General features: G+C 67.6%; 18 protein-coding genes. 7 read left to right on the top strand and 11 right to left on the bottom strand.

What is annotated here, in order from left to right:
- Positions 1-2 precede the first annotated feature (2 nt).
- From EV675_RS28650 to ffh, 6 genes are all read right to left on the bottom strand, one after another.
- Positions 3-998 carry a Bug family tripartite tricarboxylate transporter substrate binding protein gene (locus EV675_RS28650; protein WP_130362078.1) on the bottom strand — a complete coding sequence of 332 codons (996 nt, stop codon included), beginning with the start codon at positions 996-998 and terminating at the stop codon, positions 3-5.
- A gap of 125 nt (positions 999-1123) precedes the next feature.
- Positions 1124-1756 carry an ABC-type transport auxiliary lipoprotein family protein gene (locus EV675_RS28645; RefSeq protein WP_130362077.1) on the bottom strand — a complete coding sequence of 211 codons (633 nt, stop codon included), beginning with the start codon at positions 1754-1756 and terminating at the stop codon, positions 1124-1126.
- Positions 1753-2691 (bottom strand): MlaD family protein, encoded by a 939-nt coding sequence (locus EV675_RS28640; RefSeq protein WP_130362076.1) that lies wholly within the window; start codon positions 2689-2691, stop codon positions 1753-1755. The genes EV675_RS28645 and EV675_RS28640 overlap by 4 nt, the downstream gene beginning before the upstream one ends.
- A complete protein-coding gene (locus EV675_RS28635) occupies positions 2692-3486 on the bottom strand; it encodes an ABC transporter ATP-binding protein (protein WP_207222075.1) in 795 nt (264 codons plus the stop codon).
- On the bottom strand, positions 3480-4592 hold the full coding sequence (locus EV675_RS28630; protein WP_479724763.1) for an ABC transporter permease: 1113 nt from the start codon (positions 4590-4592) through the stop codon (positions 3480-3482). Before EV675_RS28630 ends, EV675_RS28635 begins: the two co-directional genes overlap by 7 nt.
- Positions 4593-4664: 72 nt before the next feature.
- Positions 4665-6083: a signal recognition particle protein gene (ffh, locus tag EV675_RS28625; RefSeq protein WP_130362074.1), complete on the bottom strand. Its 1419-nt coding sequence runs from the start codon at positions 6081-6083 to the stop codon at positions 4665-4667.
- A gap of 23 nt (positions 6084-6106) precedes the next feature.
- On the opposite strand from ffh, the gene EV675_RS28620 reads away from it, so the two are divergent.
- The 7 genes from EV675_RS28620 to EV675_RS28590 all read left to right on the top strand — a co-directional run bounded on the left by EV675_RS28620 (position 6107) and on the right by EV675_RS28590 (position 14035).
- Positions 6107-6958 carry a cytochrome C assembly family protein gene (locus EV675_RS28620; protein ID WP_130362073.1) on the top strand — a complete coding sequence of 284 codons (852 nt, stop codon included), beginning with the start codon at positions 6107-6109 and terminating at the stop codon, positions 6956-6958.
- Between the two features lie 21 nt (positions 6959-6979).
- Positions 6980-7225, top strand: coding sequence for a PP0621 family protein (locus EV675_RS28615; protein ID WP_124691158.1), 246 nt, complete (start codon positions 6980-6982; stop codon positions 7223-7225).
- Complete coding sequence (gene ampD / locus EV675_RS28610) at positions 7222-7800, top strand: 1,6-anhydro-N-acetylmuramyl-L-alanine amidase AmpD (protein WP_130362072.1); 579 nt, start codon at positions 7222-7224, stop codon at positions 7798-7800. The genes EV675_RS28615 and ampD overlap by 4 nt, the downstream gene beginning before the upstream one ends.
- Before the next feature lie 467 nt (positions 7801-8267).
- A complete protein-coding gene (locus tag EV675_RS28605; protein WP_130362071.1) occupies positions 8268-11165 on the top strand; it encodes a ribonucleoside-diphosphate reductase subunit alpha in 2898 nt (965 codons plus the stop codon).
- 26 nt (positions 11166-11191) lie between these two features.
- Complete coding sequence (locus EV675_RS28600; protein ID WP_130362070.1) at positions 11192-12355, top strand: ribonucleotide-diphosphate reductase subunit beta; 1164 nt, start codon at positions 11192-11194, stop codon at positions 12353-12355.
- 379 nt (positions 12356-12734) lie between these two features.
- Complete coding sequence (locus tag EV675_RS28595) at positions 12735-13250, top strand: histone H1-like DNA-binding protein (protein WP_130362069.1); 516 nt, start codon at positions 12735-12737, stop codon at positions 13248-13250.
- 227 nt (positions 13251-13477) lie between these two features.
- Positions 13478-14035 carry a YggT family protein gene (locus EV675_RS28590; protein ID WP_130362068.1) on the top strand — a complete coding sequence of 186 codons (558 nt, stop codon included), beginning with the start codon at positions 13478-13480 and terminating at the stop codon, positions 14033-14035.
- Between the two features lie 72 nt (positions 14036-14107).
- Here the strand turns inward: EV675_RS28590 and EV675_RS28585 are convergent, their stop codons facing one another.
- The 5 genes from EV675_RS28585 to accC all read right to left on the bottom strand — a co-directional run bounded on the left by EV675_RS28585 (position 14108) and on the right by accC (position 19195).
- Positions 14108-14608, bottom strand: coding sequence for an outer membrane lipoprotein (locus tag EV675_RS28585; RefSeq protein WP_130362067.1), 501 nt, complete (start codon positions 14606-14608; stop codon positions 14108-14110).
- 160 nt (positions 14609-14768) lie between these two features.
- On the bottom strand, positions 14769-15725 hold the full coding sequence (locus tag EV675_RS28580; RefSeq protein ID WP_130362066.1) for a carbohydrate kinase family protein: 957 nt from the start codon (positions 15723-15725) through the stop codon (positions 14769-14771).
- 5 nt (positions 15726-15730) lie between these two features.
- Complete coding sequence (locus EV675_RS28575; RefSeq protein WP_130362256.1) at positions 15731-16924, bottom strand: zinc-ribbon and DUF3426 domain-containing protein; 1194 nt, start codon at positions 16922-16924, stop codon at positions 15731-15733.
- Between the two features lie 12 nt (positions 16925-16936).
- Entirely contained in the window at positions 16937-17830 is an 894-nt protein-coding gene (prmA, locus tag EV675_RS28570; RefSeq protein ID WP_130362065.1) for a 50S ribosomal protein L11 methyltransferase, read from the bottom strand.
- A 15-nt stretch (positions 17831-17845) separates the two neighbouring features.
- Positions 17846-19195 carry an acetyl-CoA carboxylase biotin carboxylase subunit gene (gene accC / locus EV675_RS28565; RefSeq protein WP_124691168.1) on the bottom strand — a complete coding sequence of 450 codons (1350 nt, stop codon included), beginning with the start codon at positions 19193-19195 and terminating at the stop codon, positions 17846-17848.
- Between the last annotated feature and the right edge of the window lie 107 nt (positions 19196-19302).

Here is a 19302-nt window from a genome sequence, read left to right as displayed (position 1 = left end):
CGCTATTCCAGCCGGATGTTGCGCGTCCGTATCACCTCGGCCCACTTGTCGCGTTCGTGCGCGATGAAGGCCGAGAACCGGGCGCGCGACATGGGCGGAGATACCAGCCCCGATTCCTGCATGTAGCGCCGCACCGCCGGCGCCTTCAGCGCCTGCGCCACGTCGTCATGGATCCTGTCCTGGATCGCCGCCGGCGTCGCGGACGGCACGAAAAACCCGAACCAGCTCCCGGACACCACGCCCGGCACGCCCGCCTGCACCACGGTGGGCAGGTCCGGCGCGTCGGCCAGGCGCTCGTCGGCGGCCACCGCCAGCGCGCGCAGCTTGCCCTGCTTGGCCAGGGCAAGCGAGGCGGGAAAATGGAACATGGCATCGACGTGGCCCGCCAGCAGATCGGTCAGGGCCGGCCCCGCCCCCTTGTAGGGCACGTGCAGGATGGAGATGCCCGCGCGGGCCGCAAGCAGCTCGGCCGTCAGGTGCGGGCTCGAACCGTTTCCGGTCGAGGCGAACTTCACCTCGCCCGGCCGCGCCTTCGCATAGGCCACCAGCTCGGCCACCGACTGCACCGGCAGCCCTGGCCGCACATACAGCACGTTGGGCGCGGTGCCGCCCATCGCCACGGGCGACAGCGCGTCCGCCTCGTAGGGCAGCGACTTCATCAGGATCTGGTTGGTGACCAGGCCCGTGCTGGTGAACAGCAGGGTATGGCCGTCGGGCTGGGCACGGGCCACCTGCGCGGTGCCTATGGTCGTACCGCCGCCGCCCCGGTTTTCCACCACCACGCTCTGCTTCCATGCCTGGCCCAGTTCGGCCGCCAGTTGCCTGACCAGCCCGTCGGTCAGGCCACCCGGCGGATAGGGCACGATCACCTGGACCGTGCGCCCCGGAAATCCCGCCGCGGGCGGTTCGGCGGCCCAGGCGCAGCCTCCGGCCCACGCCGCGGCCGCCATGCAGAACACCCCGCCGACCCTGCGCCCCACCCTTTCCAGAACGATCATCGAACGTCTCCTTGTATGTGGTCATCGGCGCCACGGGCGGGCACCTGGATATGATTGACACCATCAACCATATAGTTGATGGTATCCACAAAAAGGAACATTCACAATCCCGGTACGGGTGGCGACTACTCCGGCTTGCCGGACTGAGCCGCGGCACCCTGCTCCACCGCCCACCGGACCACCTGCGCGGCCAGCGCATCGCTGGCCAGGCCGAAGGCCGACACCACGGCGGGCACCTCGACACCGTCGGCCGGCTGCGCCATCTCGAAGCTGCGCGAGGCCACCACGCGCCGCGTCGAAGTCGAGATCAGCCGCACGTCCAGGCTGACCACCGCATAAGGCACCGAACCTCGGTATTCGCTCTGGAAGGCCCGCAGGTCGCTGTCCAGCTCCAGGTCCGCGCGCACGTTGCTGTCGGTGGTCGACACCGACGCGACGCGGCCGTCCAACCTGAAGGCCTGGGCCAGGCGGGCGCGCAGCAGCGCCGGCGGCGCATCGGTCCAGCGTGCCCCGCCATAGGTGCTGATCTGGTCTCCCTGGACGATGACCGCGATGCGCGCGCTATCCAGGGTGGCATCGGCATGCGGGCTGCGGATGCGCAGCGACCAGGCCTGGGCCTGGCCCTGGGAAGCCGCCGCCTGCGCGGACGGCAGGCGATAGATGTCGACCGTCTTCTGTTCCGGCAGCAGCGTGCACGCCGAAGCCAGCGCCGCCAGCGATATGCCCGCCCAACGGATGAATGCGCCCGCGCGTCTCATGGGGTGAACTCCTTGGGTTGTTCGCGGCCCAGCAGGTAATCGGCCGGATTGTCCTCGAGGCGGCGGGTGATGGCCCGCAGCGACGCCATCGTCGCCTGCATCTCGCGCAGCGCGCCGCCCAGCTCGCCCAGGCTCTGCGCGCCGCTGCCCAGCGCGCCGCGGTTCTCCTGCACCAGCCGGTCGATGCTGTCGCTGGCCCTGGCCAGCGAAGTCATGGCCTGCTGGGCGCTCTGCATGGTTTCCTTGCCGTGCGAACCCACCAGTTCGTCGGTATGCATCATCAGCGAGTTGGCGCGGGCCAGCGCCTCGGACGTCTGCCGGCCGATCTCGCCCAGCTGCCCGCTCAGCTTCGCGAAACTTTCCCGCTGCGCGGCCAGCTCGGCCGTGCTTTGCTCGAGATGTTCCAGGATGCTGCTGATCTGCCGGGCATTCTGGGGCGACATGATCTGGCGCGCGCTGGCCACCATTTCGTTGATGTTCAGCATCAGGTCCTCCCCGCCCGCCAGCAACTGGGTGATGGGCGACGGCAGGGCCACGATGACCGGCACCTCGTCGCCCTTGGGCAGCAGGCGCGGGCTTTCCGGCGTGCCGCTGCCGAGCTGGATCACCGAGGTGCCCGTGACGCCGGTCAGGCGCAGGCGCGCCACCGTGTCTTCCTTGACCGGCACGTCGCTGGCGATCCGGATCCGCGCCACCACCTTGCGCGGATCCACGGGATCGAGCCGCAGCCGCGCCACGTCGCCCACCTTGATGCCGCTGTACATGACGGCGCTGCCCTCGGACAGCCCGTTGACCGCTTCGTTGAACACGATGTCGAACTGCGCCACGCTGGCGTCGGAGTGGCTCTTGGCCAGCCACAGCGCGAACAGCAGGGCTCCCGTCACCGCGATGACGAGGAACAGGCCGATCACGACATGATGCGCCCGGGTTTCCATCTACTCCTCCTTGCGCGACCGCTCGGCCGCCCGCGAGGCTGCGCGTCCGCGCGGCCCCTGGAAATATTCCTGCACCCACGGATCGTCGACCCGCTCCACCACGTCCAGCCGGTCCACCACCAGCACCTTGCGCTGCGACAGCACCGCCACCCGGTCGCAGATGGCGTAGAGCGTGTCCAGATCGTGCGTGACCAGGAACACGGTCAGCCCCAGCGCATCCCGCAAGGTGCGGATCAGGTCGTCGAAGGCGCCCGCGCCGATAGGATCCAGCCCCGCCGTGGGTTCGTCCAGGAACAGCAGGTCGGGATCCAGCGCCAGGGCGCGCGCCAGCGCCGCCCGCTTGACCATGCCGCCCGACAGCGAGGCCGGGGACTTGGCGCCGGCCTCGACCGGCAGGCCCGCCAGCGCCAGCTTGAGCCGCGCCAGCCGCTCGGCCTCGGGCCGGGCCAGGCCCGCGTGCTCGATCAGCGGCAGCGCCGCGTTCTCGGTCACCGACAGCGAGGAGAACAGCGCGCCGCGCTGGAACAGCACGCCCATCCGCCGTTCCTGGCGCGAACGCAGCTCGGGAGACAGTTCGTCCAGCACCTGGCCGAACACCTGCACGCTGCCGGCGGTCGGCCGCCGCAACCCCACGATGGAGCGCAGCAGCACCGATTTGCCCGAGCCCGAGCCGCCCACCACGCCCAGGATTTCGCCCCGGCGGATGTCCAGGTCCAGGCCCTCGTGCACGGTCTGGGACCCGAAGCGGTTGACCAGCCCGCGCACGCGCACGATGGGTTCGTCGGCCGTCACCATCCCATCTCCATGAAGAACAGCGCCGCCAGCGCGTCGATCAGGATCACCATGAAGATGGCCTGCACGACGCTGGAAGTGGTGTGCTCGCCCACGGACTGGGCGCTGCCGCTGACCTTGAAGCCTTCCAGGCAGCCGATCACGGCGATGATGAAGGCCAGGATGGGCGCCTTGACGATGCCCACGTAGAAATGCCGCACGTCCAGGCTCTCGCGCAGGGTGGACAGGAACAGCGACGCCGGGATGTCCAAGCTCCAGGCGCAGACCACCATGCCGCCCGCGATGCCGGTCAGCATGGACATGAAGGTCAGGACGGGCAGCGACACCAGCATGGCCAGCACGCGCGGCAGCACCAGCATGTTGATCGGATCCAGGCCCAGCGCCCGGATGGCGTCGATTTCCTCGTTGGCCTTCATCGAGCCGATCTGCGCGGTGAAGGCGCTGGCGGTCCGGCCCGCCATCAGGATGGCGGTCAAGAGCACGGCGAACTCGCGCAGGAAGGCGAAACCGACCAGATTGATCGTATAAAGCGTGGCACCGAAATCGCGCAGCACCGTGGCGCCCAGAAAAGCCACGACGGCGCCGACCAGGAAGGTCAGCAAGGCGACGATGGGGACGGCGTTCAGCCCGATCTGCTCGATCTGGGCGACGGTGGCCGTGATCCGCCACGTGCGCGGGCGCAGCAGCGAACGGCCCAGGCTCTCGAGCGTCAGGCCGATGAACCCGCACAGGCCCACGCCGTGCTTCCAGAACTGCTCGCCGGCCTCGCCCACGTGGCACAGCAGTTCGGCCACCGGCGAAGGCGGCTCGGGCGGCTTGCATTGCTGGACCGCGCCCTGGGCGCGGATGATGGTGTCGAGCAGCGCGCGGCGCGACGCGTCCACCTGCGGACCGGCGGCCAGCAGGCCGGGCAGGCGCTCGGCGCCCAGCAGATCGACCAGCAGCGATGCGCCCGCGGTATCCAGCGCGCCCAGCCGGCCCAGGTCCAGTACGCGCACCTGGGCGCCGGCCCCGAACCGGGCCACCTCGCGGCGCAGGGCGTCGAAGCCCGCCAGCGTCCAGTCGCCTTCGACCGACAGGCGGCCGGCGCCGGTTGCGGCATCCCACACTAGACGGCCTGGCTGCGGCGCTGCGCTCATCGTTCCTGGAGACGGGACCACGGAACCGCGATTGTCGGGGCTTTACTTGAGTCCAGGCAAGCCCTTCATGCCGCGCAGCGCCTTCATGCCGCCCATGGCGCGCATCATCTTGGCCATGCCGCCCTTCTTCATCTGCTTCATCATGGCCTGCATCTGCTCGAACTGCGACAGCATGCGGTTGACCTCCTGGACCTGCACGCCGGCGCCGGTGGCGATGCGGCGCTTGCGCGAGGCCTTGATCAGCTCGGGCTTGGCACGCTCGAGCTCGGTCATGGAGTTCAGGATGCCTTCCATGCGGCGGATCTGCTTGCCGGCCTGCTTGCTGTCGATTTGCGAGGCGGCCTGCGAGAACTGCGCCGGCAGCTTCTCCAGCAGCGAGCCCATGTCGCCCAGGTTCTTCATCTGCGCGATCTGGGCGCGGAAATCGTTCAGGTCGAACTTGTCGCCCGACTTGAGCTTGGCGGCCAGCTTCTGCGCCTCGTCCACGTCGATCGCGCGCTGGGCCTCTTCCACCAGCGACAGGATGTCGCCCATGCCCAGCACCCGCTGCGCCATGCGCTCGGGGTGGAAGGGTTCGAGGCCGGTCAGCTTCTCGGACACGCCGACGAACTTGAGCGGCTTGCCGGTCACGTGGCGCACCGACAGCGCCGCGCCGCCGCGCGCATCGCCGTCCAGCTTGGTCAGGACCACGCCGGTCAGCGGCAGGGCGTCGTTGAAGGCCTTGGCGACGTTGACCGCGTCCTGGCCCAGCATGGCGTCGACCACGAACAGCGTCTCGATCGGCTCGAGCAGCGCGTGCAGCGCGCGGATCTCGTTCATCAGCGCCTCGTCGATGCCCAGCCGGCCGGCCGTATCGACGATCAGCACGTCGTAGTGGTGCTTGCGGGCATGGTCGAGCGCGTTGCGGGCGATGGCCTCGGGCGCCTGGTCGGTGGACGACGGCAGGAAATCGACGCCGGCCTGCGCGGCCACGGTCTTCAATTGCTCGATGGCGGCGGGACGGTAGACGTCGGCGCTGACCACCAGCACCTTCTTCTTGCCCGTCTTGCGGCCGTTCTGCACGTGGCCGCCCTCGACCAGCCAGCGGGCCAGCTTGCCGGTGGTGGTGGTCTTGCCCGACCCCTGCAGGCCCGCCATCAGGATCACGGCCGGCGGCTGCTGGGCCAGCGACAGCTCGCTGGCGTGGGGCCCCAGGTCGCCGCCCATGAGGGCGGTCAGCTCCTTGTGGACCACCCCCACCAGGGCCTGGCCCGGCGTCAGGCTGCCCGTGACGTCCTCGCCCAGCGCCTTTTCCTTGACCCGCGCGACGAACTCGCGCACGACCGGCAGGGACACGTCGGCTTCCAGCAGCGCCAGACGGACTTCGCGCAGCATTTCCTGCGTATTCGCCTCGGTCAGGCGCGCTTCGCCCTTCAGGGTCTTGACGACGCGCGACAGGCGAGCGGTAAGGTTATCGAGCATGAATGGGATTCGCTTACACTTCCATGGATATGGGAATTGTATTGCACGCACTGGCCGCGGCCGGTTACGCCTTGTTGACGGTACTCGCGTGGCGAGCCGTCTCGTCGCACCCTGAACCCCGGGCCGGCTCCGCCGAGCGCCTGGGGCTGGCGCTGGTGCTGATCGTGCACGGCCTCGCGGTCCAGCAGGCCATGCTGGGGGACGGCAACCTGAAACTGGGCTTCGCCCTGGGCATCTCGGCCGCGCTGTGGCTGGGCCTGGTCGTCTTCTGGGCCGAAAGCCTGTGGGTCGCGATCGCCGGCCTGCGGCTCTGGCTGATGCCGCTGGGCGTGATCGGCACCGTGCTGCCGGTGGTCTTTCCCGAGGGCCGCGTCATCGCCCACGCCGACAGCGGCTGGCTGCGCGTGCACCTGGCCATCGCGCTGGCCGCCTACAGCATGATCACAATCGCCGCCCTGCACGCGCTGCTGATGGCCTCGGCCGACCGGCGCCTGCACGACATCTCGGCCAGCAACCCGCCCCAACCCCGGCATTCGGCCCGGGTCTATGCCCGCCTGTTCGACGCCGTGCCGCCCCTGCTGGTGCTCGAGCGCCTGCTGTTCCGGCTGATCTGGATCGGCTTCGTGCTGCTGACCCTGGCCGTCATCAGCGGCATCGTCATCTCCGAGTCGCTGTCGGGCACCGCCCTGCCGCTGGACCACAAGACGGTCTTCACCCTGCTCTCGTGGCTGACCTTCGGCATGCTGCTGCTGGGCCGCCAGGTCCGGGGCTGGCGCGGCCGCATCGCGCTGCGCTGGACGCTGGTCGGCTTCGCCTTCCTGCTGCTGGCCTACACCGGCACCCGGTTCGTGCTCGAGTTCATCCTGCACCGCTAGCAACCAGGACCCCTATCATTCATGGGCAAGCTACTTTTCTGGGTGTTCGTCATCGTGGCCGCGCTGCTCGTGGCCCGCATCGCCGCCCGCAGCGCCGTCAAGGGCCACCGCCGCGAATCGCGCCGCGCCGACGCCAGCCGCTTCCCGGCCGACGGCATGGTGCGCTGCGCCCACTGCGGCATCCACCTGCCGCCGTCCGAAGCCGTGCGGCGCAAGGGCTACAACTATTGCAGCCTGGCCCATTCGCTGAAGGGCCCCGGCAAATGAACACCGCCGCGCGGCTGGACGATGCGGGCTGGATCGACCACCCCGCCGTGCGCCGGGTCCCCTCCCCCAATACCGACGAGCGGCCGCCCGGCACCGAGGTCTCGCTGCTGGTCCTGCACAACATCAGCCTGCCGCCCGGCGAATTCGGCGGCCCCTACGTCGAGGCCCTGTTCACCAACACCCTCGACTGCGACGCCCATCCCTGGTTCGACTGCCTGCGCGGCCTGAAGGTCTCGGCCCACTTCCTGATCGACCGCCACGGCGCCATCGTCCAGTTCGCCAGCACCGACCGGCGGGCCTGGCACGCCGGCATCTCCTGCTACGCCGGCCGCGAACGCTGCAACGACTTCTCCATCGGCATCGAACTCGAAGGCTGCGACACCCTGCCCTTCACCGATGCCCAGTACCGCGCCCTGGCCTGGCTTACTCCCGCCCTGCGCGCCCGCCACCCACTCGAAGCCGTCCGCGGCCACGAACACATCGCCCCCGGCCGCAAGACCGACCCCGGCCCGGCCTTCGACTGGGTTCGCTACGGCCGGGAGACCGGCTGGAGCGCGCTGCCGGCCCTCCTGTAGAATCTCGCCCTCGCCAACCCGGCCGCCCAGGCTCCCAGCGGCGCCCATGCTGTTTCACGCGCGGTAAACGCCGCATTTCACGCGTACCTCGTGCACCTTTCCTCGTGAAACACGCATGGTTGCTAGCTGTCTAATAAATAGAGCCCGAATTACCTATGCGAGCGCCGGATTATCTCCGCCTGCAACATTTTGACACTTGCCGTACAATCTGCACCCCCCTAGAATTAGTGCCTTGCCGGTCACACACCACTAGATGTAGTGCCCGCGCTGCAAGGGAGGGGAAAACATGGCTTATCCATACCAGCCCGGACGTGCGGCGGCGCCTGCCGCTCCGCGCTTCGTCGTTAGGCCCCAAGCCGCGCTCCGGCGCGGCCTGACGCCCTTGTAATCCAGAATTTTTCGCTGCAAATCCCAGAACACCGAGTACCGGCGCGGCCCCCCGCGCCTTCATGCATCCAGGAGGCCTTATGCAACTCTCGACTCCCTCGGCCCAATCGACCGCTGCGCCGCTAGCTTCCAAGCCCGCACAGACCGAAGCCGACCAGACCGCGTATTCCGACCACAAGGTCATCCGGCGCAACGGCGCCGTGGTCGGATTCGAACCCGGCAAGATTTCCATCGCGCTGACCAAGGCCTTCCTGGCCGTCAACGGTGGCCAGGGCGCTGCCTCCGCGCGTGTGCGCGAGCTCGTCGAAGGCCTGACCAAACAGGTCGTCCACGCGCTGATCCGCCGCCAGCCCAGCGGCGGCACGGTCCATATCGAAGACATCCAGGACCAGGTCGAACTGGCGCTGATGCGCTCCGGCGAGCATGACGTCGCGCGCGCCTACGTGCTGTACCGCGAGAAACGCGCCCAGCAGCGCGCGCTGATGCACACTTCGCCCGACCAGGCCGTCGTGCACGTCACCGAGAACGGCCTGCGCATCCCCCTCGACCCCCAGCACCTGCAGGCCATCATCCAGGCCGCGTGCTCGGGCCTGGAGGAATTCGCCTCGGCCGAAGGCATCTTCAAGGAAACCGTCAAGAACCTGTACGACGGCGTCTCCACCGACGAAATCTTCAAATCCGCCATCCTGGCCGCGCGCTCGCAGCTGGAAAAGGATCCGGCCTACAGCACCGTCACGGCACGTCTCTTGCTGCACACCATCCGCAAGGAAGTGCTGGGCGAGGAGGTCGAGCAGGCAGCCATGGCCACGCGCTACGCCGAATATTTCCCGCAGTTCATCGCCCGCGGCATCGAGGGCGGCCTGCTTGACGCCAAGCTGGCCACCTACGACCTCGCGCGCCTGGGCGCGGCGCTGAAGGATACGCGCGACCTGCAGTTCACCTACCTGGGCCTGCAGACCCTGTACGACCGCTACTTCCTGCACATCAAGGGCACCCGCATCGAGCTGCCGCAGGCCTTCTTCATGCGCGTCGCGATGGGCCTGGCCCTGGAAGAGACCGATCGCGAAGCCCGCGCCATCGAGTTCTACAACATCCTGTCGTCGTTCGACTTCATGAGCTCGACGCCGACCCTGTTCAACGCCGGCACGCTGCACTCGCAGTTGTCGTCGTGCTACCTGACCACGGTGGCCGACAGCCTGGAAAGCATCTACGACGCCATCAAGGAAAACGCGCTGCTGGCCAAGTACGCCGGCGGCCTGGGCAACGACTGGACCCCCGTGCGCGCGCTGCGCAGCCACATCAAGGGCACCAACGGCGAAAGCCAGGGCGTCGTCCCCTTCCTGAAGGTGGTCAACGACACCGCGGTGGCGGTCAACCAGGGCGGCAAGCGCAAGGGCGCCGTGTGCACGTACCTCGAGACGTGGCACCTGGACATCGAGGAATTCCTCGAACTGCGCAAGAACACCGGCGACGAGCGCCGCCGCACCCACGACATGAACACGGCCAACTGGATCCCCGACCTGTTCATGAAGCGGGTCATGGACAACGCCGAATGGACCCTGTTCTCGCCGTCCGACTGCCCCGACCTGCACGACAAGGTGGGCAAGGAATTCGAGAAGGCCTACCTGGGCTATGAAGCCAAGGTCGCCAGCGGCGAATTGAAGCTGTTCAAGAAGATCCCGGCCATGTCGCTGTGGCGCAAGATGCTGTCGATGCTGTTCGAGACCGGCCATCCGTGGATCACGTTCAAGGATCCTTGCAACATCCGCTCGCCCCAGCAGCACGTCGGCGTCGTCCACAGCTCCAACCTGTGCACCGAGATCACGCTGAACACCAACGAGTCCGAGATCGCCGTCTGCAACCTGGGCTCGGTGAACCTGGTCGCGCACCTGAAGACCAACGCCGACGGCACGGTCGAGCTCGACCACGACAAGCTGCGCAGCACGGTCCACGTCGCCATGCGCATGCTCGACAACGTGATCGACATCAACTATTACGCCGTCGACAAGGCCCGCAACTCCAACCTGCGCCACCGCCCCGTCGGCATGGGCATCATGGGCTTCCAGGACGCGCTGCACATCATGCGCGTGCCCTACGCGTCCGATGCCGCCATCGAATTCGCCGACCGCTCGATGGAAGCGGTGTGCTATTACGCCTACCTCGCGTCGACCGAACTGGCCGAAGAACGCGGCCGCTACTCGTCGTTCGAAGGCTCGCTGTGGGACCGCGGCATTCTTCCGCAAGACTCCATCAAGCTGCTGCGCGAAGAGCGCGGAGGCTACGTCGACATCGACGAAAGCGCGTCGATGGACTGGAATGCGTTGCGCGAGCGCATCAAACTGCACGGCATGCGCAATTCCAACTGCATCGCTATTGCCCCGACGGCGACGATTTCCAATATCATTGGCGTATCTGCGTGCATTGAACCGACTTATCAGAACTTGTACGTCAAATCGAATCTCTCCGGCGAATTCACGATCGTCAACGATTACCTGGTGCGTGATCTCAAGAAGCTCGGGCTGTGGGACGAGGTGATGATCGCGGACCTGAAGTACTTCGATGGCAGTCTCGCCAAGATCGACCGGGTGCCTCCCGAGCTGCGCAAGCTGTATGCGACGGCCTTCGAGGTAGAACCCCGTTGGCTCGTGGAATGCGCCGCGCGCCGCCAGAAGTGGATCGACCAGTCGCAGTCGCTCAATATCTATATGGCGGGCGCATCGGGCAAGAAGCTGGACGAGACCTACAAGCTGGCTTGGCAGCGCGGCCTGAAGACCACCTACTACCTGCGCACCCTGGGTGCGACCAGCGCTGAAAAATCGACCGGACGCGGCGGCGAATTGAACGCCGTGCCCACGGCATCGTCCAATGCGGGAATGTCCGCGTCGGGTACCAACCTTCCGGAACCGGAAATCGTCGGGGCGGTATGCACCATGAAGCCGGGTGACCCTGGCTTCGAAGAGTGCGAAGCCTGCCAATAACCCCCGCTGAACACCGGAGTCGATCTATGTTGTCTTGGGACGAAGAAGTATCCACCCCCTCCGCCACGCCGGCCCTGCAGCCGGCGGGCGCCGCCGCGCCGCGCGAACGCGCCGGCGCGTTCGACGAGGTCGCGCTGGCCTCGGGCGCTGCCGCGCCCGGCGGTGCCTCGTCGAGCCGCGTCAACATCGCGGACAAACGCATCATCAACGGCCAGACGGACGTCAACCAGCTGGTCCCGTTCAAATACAAGTGGGCCTGGGAAAAATACCTGGCCACCTGCGCCAACCACTGGATGCCGCAGGAAATCAACATGTCGCGCGACATCGCGCTGTGGAAGAACCCCGAGGGCCTGACCGAGGACGAGCGCCGCATCATCAAGCGCAACCTGGGGTTCTTCGTCACGGCCGACTCGCTCGCCGCGAACAATATCGTGCTGGGCACGTATCGCCACATCACCGCCCCGGAATGCCGGCAGTTCCTGCTGCGCCAGGCCTTCGAGGAAGCGATCCACACCCACGCCTACCAGTACATCGTCGAAAGCCTGGACCTGGACGAGTCGGAAATCTTCAATGCCTACAATGAAGTTCCGTCCATCCGCGCCAAGGACGAATTCCTGATCCCCTTCATCGACGCCATCGCCGACCCGAACTTCAAGACGGGCACGCCGGAGGCCGACCAGACCCTGCTGAAGTCGCTGATCGTCTTCGCATGCCTGATGGAAGGCCTGTTCTTCTACGTCGGCTTCACCCAGATCCTGGCGCTGGGCCGGCAGAACAAGATGACCGGCGCGGCCGAGCAGTACATGTACATCCTGCGGGACGAGTCCATGCACTGCAATTTCGGCATCGACCTCATCAACACGATCAAGCTCGAGAACCCGCATCTGTGGACGCCGGAATTCCGCGAGGAAATCCGCGGCCTCTTCCGCAAGGCGGTCGAACTCGAATACGCTTACGCCGAAGACACCATGCCGCGTGGCGTGCTGGGCCTGAATGCGCCGATGTTCAAGTCGTACCTGCGCTTCATCGCCAACCGCCGCTGCCAGCAGATCGGCATCGAACCGCTGTTCCCGCAGGAAGAGAACCCCTTCCCGTGGATGGCGGAAATGATCGACTTGAAGAAAGAACGCAATTTCTTCGAAACGCGTGTGATCGAGTACCAGACCGGCGGGGCGCTGAGCTGGGACTAGACCGCACGTAGACAGGATCAGGCGCCCTCGGGCGCCCGGCAGGGCCCGGATGAGTTCAGACGCGGCGATTGGGGCAGGCCCCCTCGCCCAGCGCACCATCCGGCCCCTGCGCATGTTGCTTTGTCGAAGACGAAGCAAAGGCGGCCGGGCAAACGGGGGTGTCATCCGGCAGGCGGGAAACCGTCTGCCAAGTCATTCGACATGGGTCGCACCGGGTGCGGGGTATGTCGAATGGCTGTGTAAAGCATTCATTAGCGCAAACTGATTCCGCTGTTGAGGTTTCGTTCACCAGCAGGGCTTGCGCCGATGAATAGCCCGTGAGGATGGTCCGAGCGGGTTCGTGTTCTGGGTCCCTGAACGTCTCGTAAAGGAGCAGACCATGGCGACAGCCAAGAAGGCCGCGAAGAAAGCGGTAGCCAAGAAAGCCCCGGCTAAGAAAGCCCCGGCCAAGAAGGCGGCAGTGAAGAAGGTTGCAGCGAAGAAGGCTCCGGCCAAGAAAGCCGCGGTGAAGAAGGTTGCGGCCAAGAAGGCCCCGGCCAAGAAAGCCGCAGTGAAGAAGGTCGCGGCCAAGAAGGCTCCGGCCAAGAAAGCCGCAGTGAAGAAGGTTGCGGCCAAGAAGGCTCCGGCCAAGAAAGCCGCAGTGAAGAAGGTTGCAGCCAAGAAGGCCCCGGCCAAGAAAGCTGCCGCCAAGAAGCCTGCGGCGAAAAAGGCCCCGGCCAAGAAGGCTGCTGCCAAGAAGCCTGCGGCGAAGAAGCCTGCGGCCAAGAAGGCGGCCCCCAAGAAGCCTGCCGCCAAAAAGCCTGCCCCTGCGCCCTCGACCGCGGCTGCGCCGGGCGCGAAAACGGCGCTCAACCCTGCCGCTGCTTGGCCCTTCCCTACGGGCAGCCGCCCGTAAGCCCTAATCGGAGCGCCTTGCGCTCTGGTTCAAACCCCGCCAAGGTGCAAGCTTTGGCGGGGTTTTTTGTGCCCCCCTACGCGCTTCGCGCGCCCCCCAGGGGGCGATGCGGGTGGACCGGCGGAGCCGGATCCACCGCATCCTGGGTCTGTGGGAGACTTATGCAGGGAGCTATAATCTTTTTCTTACAGCCTGCTGAATAAATCGTGCAGGCACTCGGAGTTCTCATGGTTGGCGATATCGCCCGTTTTCTGCTCAACGTCGTTTTCACCCTTTACGGGGCCGTACTGCTGCTGCGGCTGTGGCTGCAGTTCGTGCGGATGCCGCCGTACAACCCGGTTTCGCGCACCGTGTTCCAGGTCACGGACTGGGTGGTGATTCCGCTGCGGCGGGTGCTGGGGGGGCGGGGTGGCGTGGATTGGGCCAGCCTGGTGGCGGCCTGGTTGACGGCGCTGATCTATCTGGCGGCCATCATGCTGGTGGCGGGCGGCAACCCGCTTTCCATGCTGCCCGAAGGGCTGTGGATCGCGTTGATGCTGATGCTCAAGTGGTCCATCAACCTGGTGATGTGGGTCACGCTGTTGATGGTGATCCTGTCGTGGGTCAATCCCGGCGCGCCGGCCATGCCGGTCCTTCACGCGCTGACCGCGCCGCTGCTCGATCCGATCCGGCGCGTGCTGCCTTCACTGGGAAGCCTGGACCTGTCGCCGCTGGTCCTGTTCCTGCTGACGCAGATCGCGCTGATGGTGCTGTCCCGCATCGGCCTGCCCATCTTCGGGCTGTAGACGCCGGCCGGGTCGCCAGGCCTGCCATCGACCAAGCGCCGCCGCCCAGCGGCCGGCGCTTGCCGGCGCCTGCTACAGGTGCGTGACGCGGGTGGCGCCGGTGCCGCTCAGCACGCGCACACGATCCCCGACGTAGAACATCTCGTCGGCTTCCTGCACGATGGAGCGCATTTCTCCGTTCTGGAAGCGGACGGTGATTTCCAGGCCATCGCGCTTGGACATGCCGCCTTCCACGGCCTGCCCGGCGATGCCGCCGGCGATCGCGCCCAGCACCGACGTGATGATCTGGCCGCGGCCCCCGCCTATGCTGCTGCCCGCCACGCCGCCGACGATGGCGCCGCCGGCCGTACCCACGCCGGTCTGGCCGCGATCGATCGTGACGCGCCGCACCGACTCCACCGTCCCCATGCGCACCACCTGCTCGCGCTGCGCCTGGTTGCGGTCATAGACCGACGCCGAATTGCTGCCCGTCGCGCATCCGGCCAGGAGCGCCAGCGCGGACAGCGCGGCGGCCACGGCCAGGGCGCGTCCGCGTCCGGCAGCCAGGGAAAGAGACGAATTGCTTGGATTCATAGAGCCATCCTGATGGAAAAGCGGAGAAACGCCGCAGCGCCCTCTTCTTGGTATGAAACAAAGGTCTTGGACTGGATTTATACCCTGTCGGTTCGCCCCCGGCCCGTGGGCACCTGCCCCGGACCGGGCCAGGTTGTTTCAAACCATGACCGCGGGCGCCTCAACCCTGGGGCAACGAGAGTCCGTAGCTGCGCTCCAGGCGCGACGAAATCTCTTCGCGGCTGATCTGGTGGTTCTGCGGGCCCCGGCAGGCGATCTTGATGGCCCCCATCAGGCTGGCCAGCTTGCAGCAGTCTTCCCAGCGCCATCCCACCGTCAGCCCGTACAGCAGGCCGGCGCGGTAGGCATCGCCGCAGCCGGTGGGGTCCACCACGGCCTCGGCCTTGACCGGATCGATCCGGATCTCCTGGCCGCCGGTCAGCAGCGTCGAGCCTTTCTCGCCCCGCGTCACGATGGCCGCCTGCAGGCCGGCGGCGATGTCGGTCATGCTGCGGCCCGTGCGCTGCTCGACCACATGGGCCTCGTAGTCGTTGACCGTCAGCACCTGCGCGAGCGCCAGCATTTCCTCCAGGTCCTCGCCGCTGAACAGCGGCATGGCCTGGCCCAGGTCGAAGATGAAGGGGATGCCTTGCGCGTGCAGCCGCCGGGCATGCGCGAACATGCCGTCCTTGGCGTCGGGCGCGACGATGCCCCAGACGCCGGGCGCTCCGGTCAGGTCGTTGGTGGCCGCCGCCGACATGGCGCCCGGGTGGAAGGCGGTGATCTGGTTGTCCGCCAGGTCGGTCGTGATGAAGCACTGGGCGGTGAAGGTGTCGGGAACGATCTTGACCCAATCGACGTTGGTGCCCTGCTCGCGCATGCGGCGCAGGTAATCGCCCGCGTCCTCGCCCACGGTGGCCACCGGCACGGGCGTACCGCCCAGCAGCCGCATGTTGTAGGCGATGTTGCCCGCGCAGCCGCCGTACTCCTTGCGCATGGACGGCACCAGGAAGGAGACGCTGAGCGCGTGCACCTGCTCGGGCAGGATGTGCTCCTGGAACTTGCCTTCGAACACCATGATCGTATCGAACGCAACGGAGCCGCAGATGATGACGGGAGCGGTTTCGGGATGGGCCATGGCGGTCACGGATAGAAGATGGCGACGCGGTAGCCGGTGGCGTGGGCGTCGATGGTTTCGATGGGAATCCGCAGGACCCGCTCCTGGAGCGGCCCCAGGGGCTGGGCGAAATCGCGGGGCGACAGATAGACCGACGGCAGCAGCACCCGGCGCGCCGCCACCGCGTCGGACAAGTCCATCAGCGACAGTTCGATGGCGGGCCAGGACTGCGGAAACGCGGCGCGGTTGCGCAGCACCATCCGCAGCGCCAGCTGGCGCGTCGGCAGGACGACTTCCGAGGACTCGCCCGGCGCGGTCTCGGCCACGTCGGCGATGGGCGGCGCGAATCCCGGCGACTCGGGCGACCAGGGCTCGACGGACGACGATTCGATGACCAGCAGTTCGGGGGCGCGGGGATAGCCGACGGTGCACTGCCACCGCTGGCACAGCCGCTCCATGGCGGGGCGGAGCATGGGCACGCGGGTCGCGATCTCGGCACGGAAGATCCAGGCCGCCTGCGCCAGCAGGACCAGCAACGCGATCAGGGCGGCCAGGCCCCACAGCCACTGGGCACGCCGTCCGCGCTGCCGGGCCTCCTCGTCGAGGAAATCGGGCGCCTTGTCGGCACGCGGTTCCTGCGCGCGCGGCCGGGACTCGCCCACGATGGGAACATGCGGGTCCGCGGCGGCGGGCTCCTGCCCGGCCGTCTCGTCCGGCTCGGCGCCGGCTTCGTCTGAGATGGCGGCCGGCGCCGCGCGGCGCGATCGCAGCACCGAAGGCAGGACGCCGTCGGCGGTCTCGTCCACCACGCGCGGCGGCATGGCGTCGCCCGCCATCGAAAAGGGCGCGGCCCCCGGCGGTGAAGCCTCGCGGGCAGGCGGGTCCACGGACTCGTCGTCGGCAACGTCCGGCAACGCGGAAGACGGCGGTTCGGATTCGGGCGCGAAAGACGGTGCTTCGTCGTCCTGCGCGGGGGAGACCAGCCCTTCCCCGCGCCGGCGCAGCACGTGCGGCTCGGCCGGCGCCTCGGGCAGGGAGGCCGGACCTGCGGCCACCGGGCGCGGCGCGCCGCCGGCCGGGTCCAGCTCGATCAGGCTCTGGCTGCTATCGAAGACTTCGTTGCAGACCCCGCACCGCACCCAGCCGCCGCGCAGCTTGATCTGGTCGGGAGCCACCCGGAACGCCGTGGCGCACTGGGGGCAGCGAGTGGCGAGCGTCATGCCTGGCGTCCGTCAGGCGGGACGCTGCCCGTGCAGGCAGACCCAGCCGTCCAGCGCGCGCCAGACCTTCATCTCGATCCACGGCGCGTACGCCTGCGCGACCTCGTCGGCCTGCCGCTCGAGCACGCCCGACAGGATCAGGTCGCCGCCCGGCAGCACGCGGTCGCACAGCATGGGGGCGAGCACCTTGAGCGGATTGGACAGGATGTTGGCGACCACCACGTCGGCGCGCCAGCCCTGGCGCACGTCGGGCAGTCCGGTCAGGACCTCGACCTCGTTGGCCTGGGCATTGGCCTGGGCGGACTGGACCGCCTGCGGGTCGATGTCGATGCCCACGGTTTCTCCGGCGCCAAGCTTGCGCGCGGCAATCGCCAGGATGCCCGACCCGCAGCCGTAGTCCAGCACGCTGCGGCCGGCCTGCAGGTTGGCGGCCAGCCAGGCCAGGCACAGATGGGTGGTGGGATGGCTGCCGGTGCCGAAGGCCAGGCCCGGGTCCAGGCGGATGGAGATCGTACCCGGACGGTCCGGCACTTCGTGCCAGGTCGGCACGATCCAGATGCGGGCGTCGACCTCGATGGGCTCGAACTGCGACTGGGTCAGGCGGACCCAGTCGGCATCGGGCACGTCGCGCAATTGCCAGACGGGGGGCTCGTCGATGCCGCAGGCCGCGCAGGCGACCGCCAGCAACTGGGCCGGATCCTCGCCGTCGGGCAGCAGCGCCACGACGCGATTGCGCGACCAGGCCTGGGTTTCCGGCTCCAGGCCGGGCTCGCCGAACAAGGGCCGCTCGGCCTCGGTACCGAAATCGGCATCCTCGACCGACACCGACAACACGCCCGCTTCCAGCAGCGCGTCGGACAGCGGCTCGGCCAATTGCTCGGGGCAGTCGAACACCAGTTCGCGCATACGGACTCGCCGCCTTCAGTCCGGACGCTGGGACAGGCGATGCTCCAGATAATGGATGTTGGTTCCGCCTTCGATGAAGCGGGCATCCTGGAGCAGTTCGCGGTGCAGCGCGATGTTGGTCGAAATGCCGTCGACCGCCATTTCCGACAGGGCGATGCGCATGCGCGCCAGCGCCTGGTCGCGCGTATCGCCGTAGGCGATGACCTTGGCGATCATGGAGTCGTAGTTGGGCGGCACGAAATAGCCGTTGTAGACGTGCGAATCGACGCGGATGCCGGGGCCCCCGGGAACGTGCCAGTTGGTGATGCGGCCCGGGCTGGGGGTGAAGCGGAACGGATCCTCGGCGTTGATCCGGCATTCGATGGCATGGCCGCGGAACACGACGTCGCGCTGGCGCAGCCGCAGTTTCTCGCCGGCGGCGATGCGGATCTGCTCCTGCACCAGGTCCACGCCGGTGATCGCCTCGGTGACCGGATGCTCGACCTGGATGCGGGTGTTCATTTCGATGAAATAGAACTCGCCGTTTTCGTACAGGAACTCGAACGTGCCCGCGCCGCGGTAGCCGATCTTGCGGCAGGCGTCGGCGCAGCGGTCGCCGATGCGGTCGATCAGCCGGCGCGGAATGTGCGGCGCCGGCGCTTCCTCGATGATCTTCTGGTGGCGGCGCTGCATCGAGCAGTCGCGCTCGCCCAGCCAGATCGCGCCGCGCTGGCCGTCGGCCAGGATCTGGATCTCGACGTGGCGGGGGTTCTCGAGGAACTTCTCCATGTACACGTCGGGATTGTTGAACGCCGCCGCGGCTTCGGACCGCGTCATGGTCACGGCGTTGAGCAGCGCGGCCTCGGTATGGACCACGCGCATGCCGCGGCCGCCACCGCCGCCGGCGGCCTTGATGATGACCGGATAGCCGACCTTGCGGGCGATCTGGATGATTTCCTTGGGGTCCTCGGGCAGCGCGCCGTCGGAACCGGGCACGACGGGAACGCCGGCCGCGATCATGGCCTGCTTGGCGCTGACCTTGTCGCCCATCATGCGGATGGATTCGGGCTTGGGCCCGATGAACACGAAGCCGCTCTTCTCGACCCGCTCGGCGAAATCGGCATTCTCGGACAGGAAGCCGTAGCCCGGGTGGATGGCCTCGGCGTCGGTGACCTCGGCGGCCGAGATGATGGCCGGCATGTTCAGATAGCTCTCGCGCGAGGGCGCGGGCCCGATGCAGACCGACTCGTCGGCCAGCTTGACGTACTTCGCTTCGCGGTCGGCCTCGGAGTGCACGACCACGCTCTTGATCCCCAGCTCGCGGCAGGCGCGCTGGATGCGCAGGGCGATTTCCCCGCGATTCGCGATCAGGATCTTTTCAAACATGAACGAATGTCCTGAAAAAGTCGGACGGCTGGTCGGGGCGCCTTCCTCCGGCCGCGTCGCGGCGGACGATGCCTTGCCGGGACTGGCGCGCCGGTCCGGACGCCCGA

This window comes from Pigmentiphaga kullae (assembly GCF_004216695.1).
Classification (GTDB): Bacteria; Pseudomonadota; Gammaproteobacteria; order Burkholderiales; family Burkholderiaceae_B; genus Pigmentiphaga; species Pigmentiphaga kullae.
The sequence above is the reverse complement of the archived record's forward strand: the minus strand, read 5'-3'. Positions and strand labels throughout refer to the sequence as shown.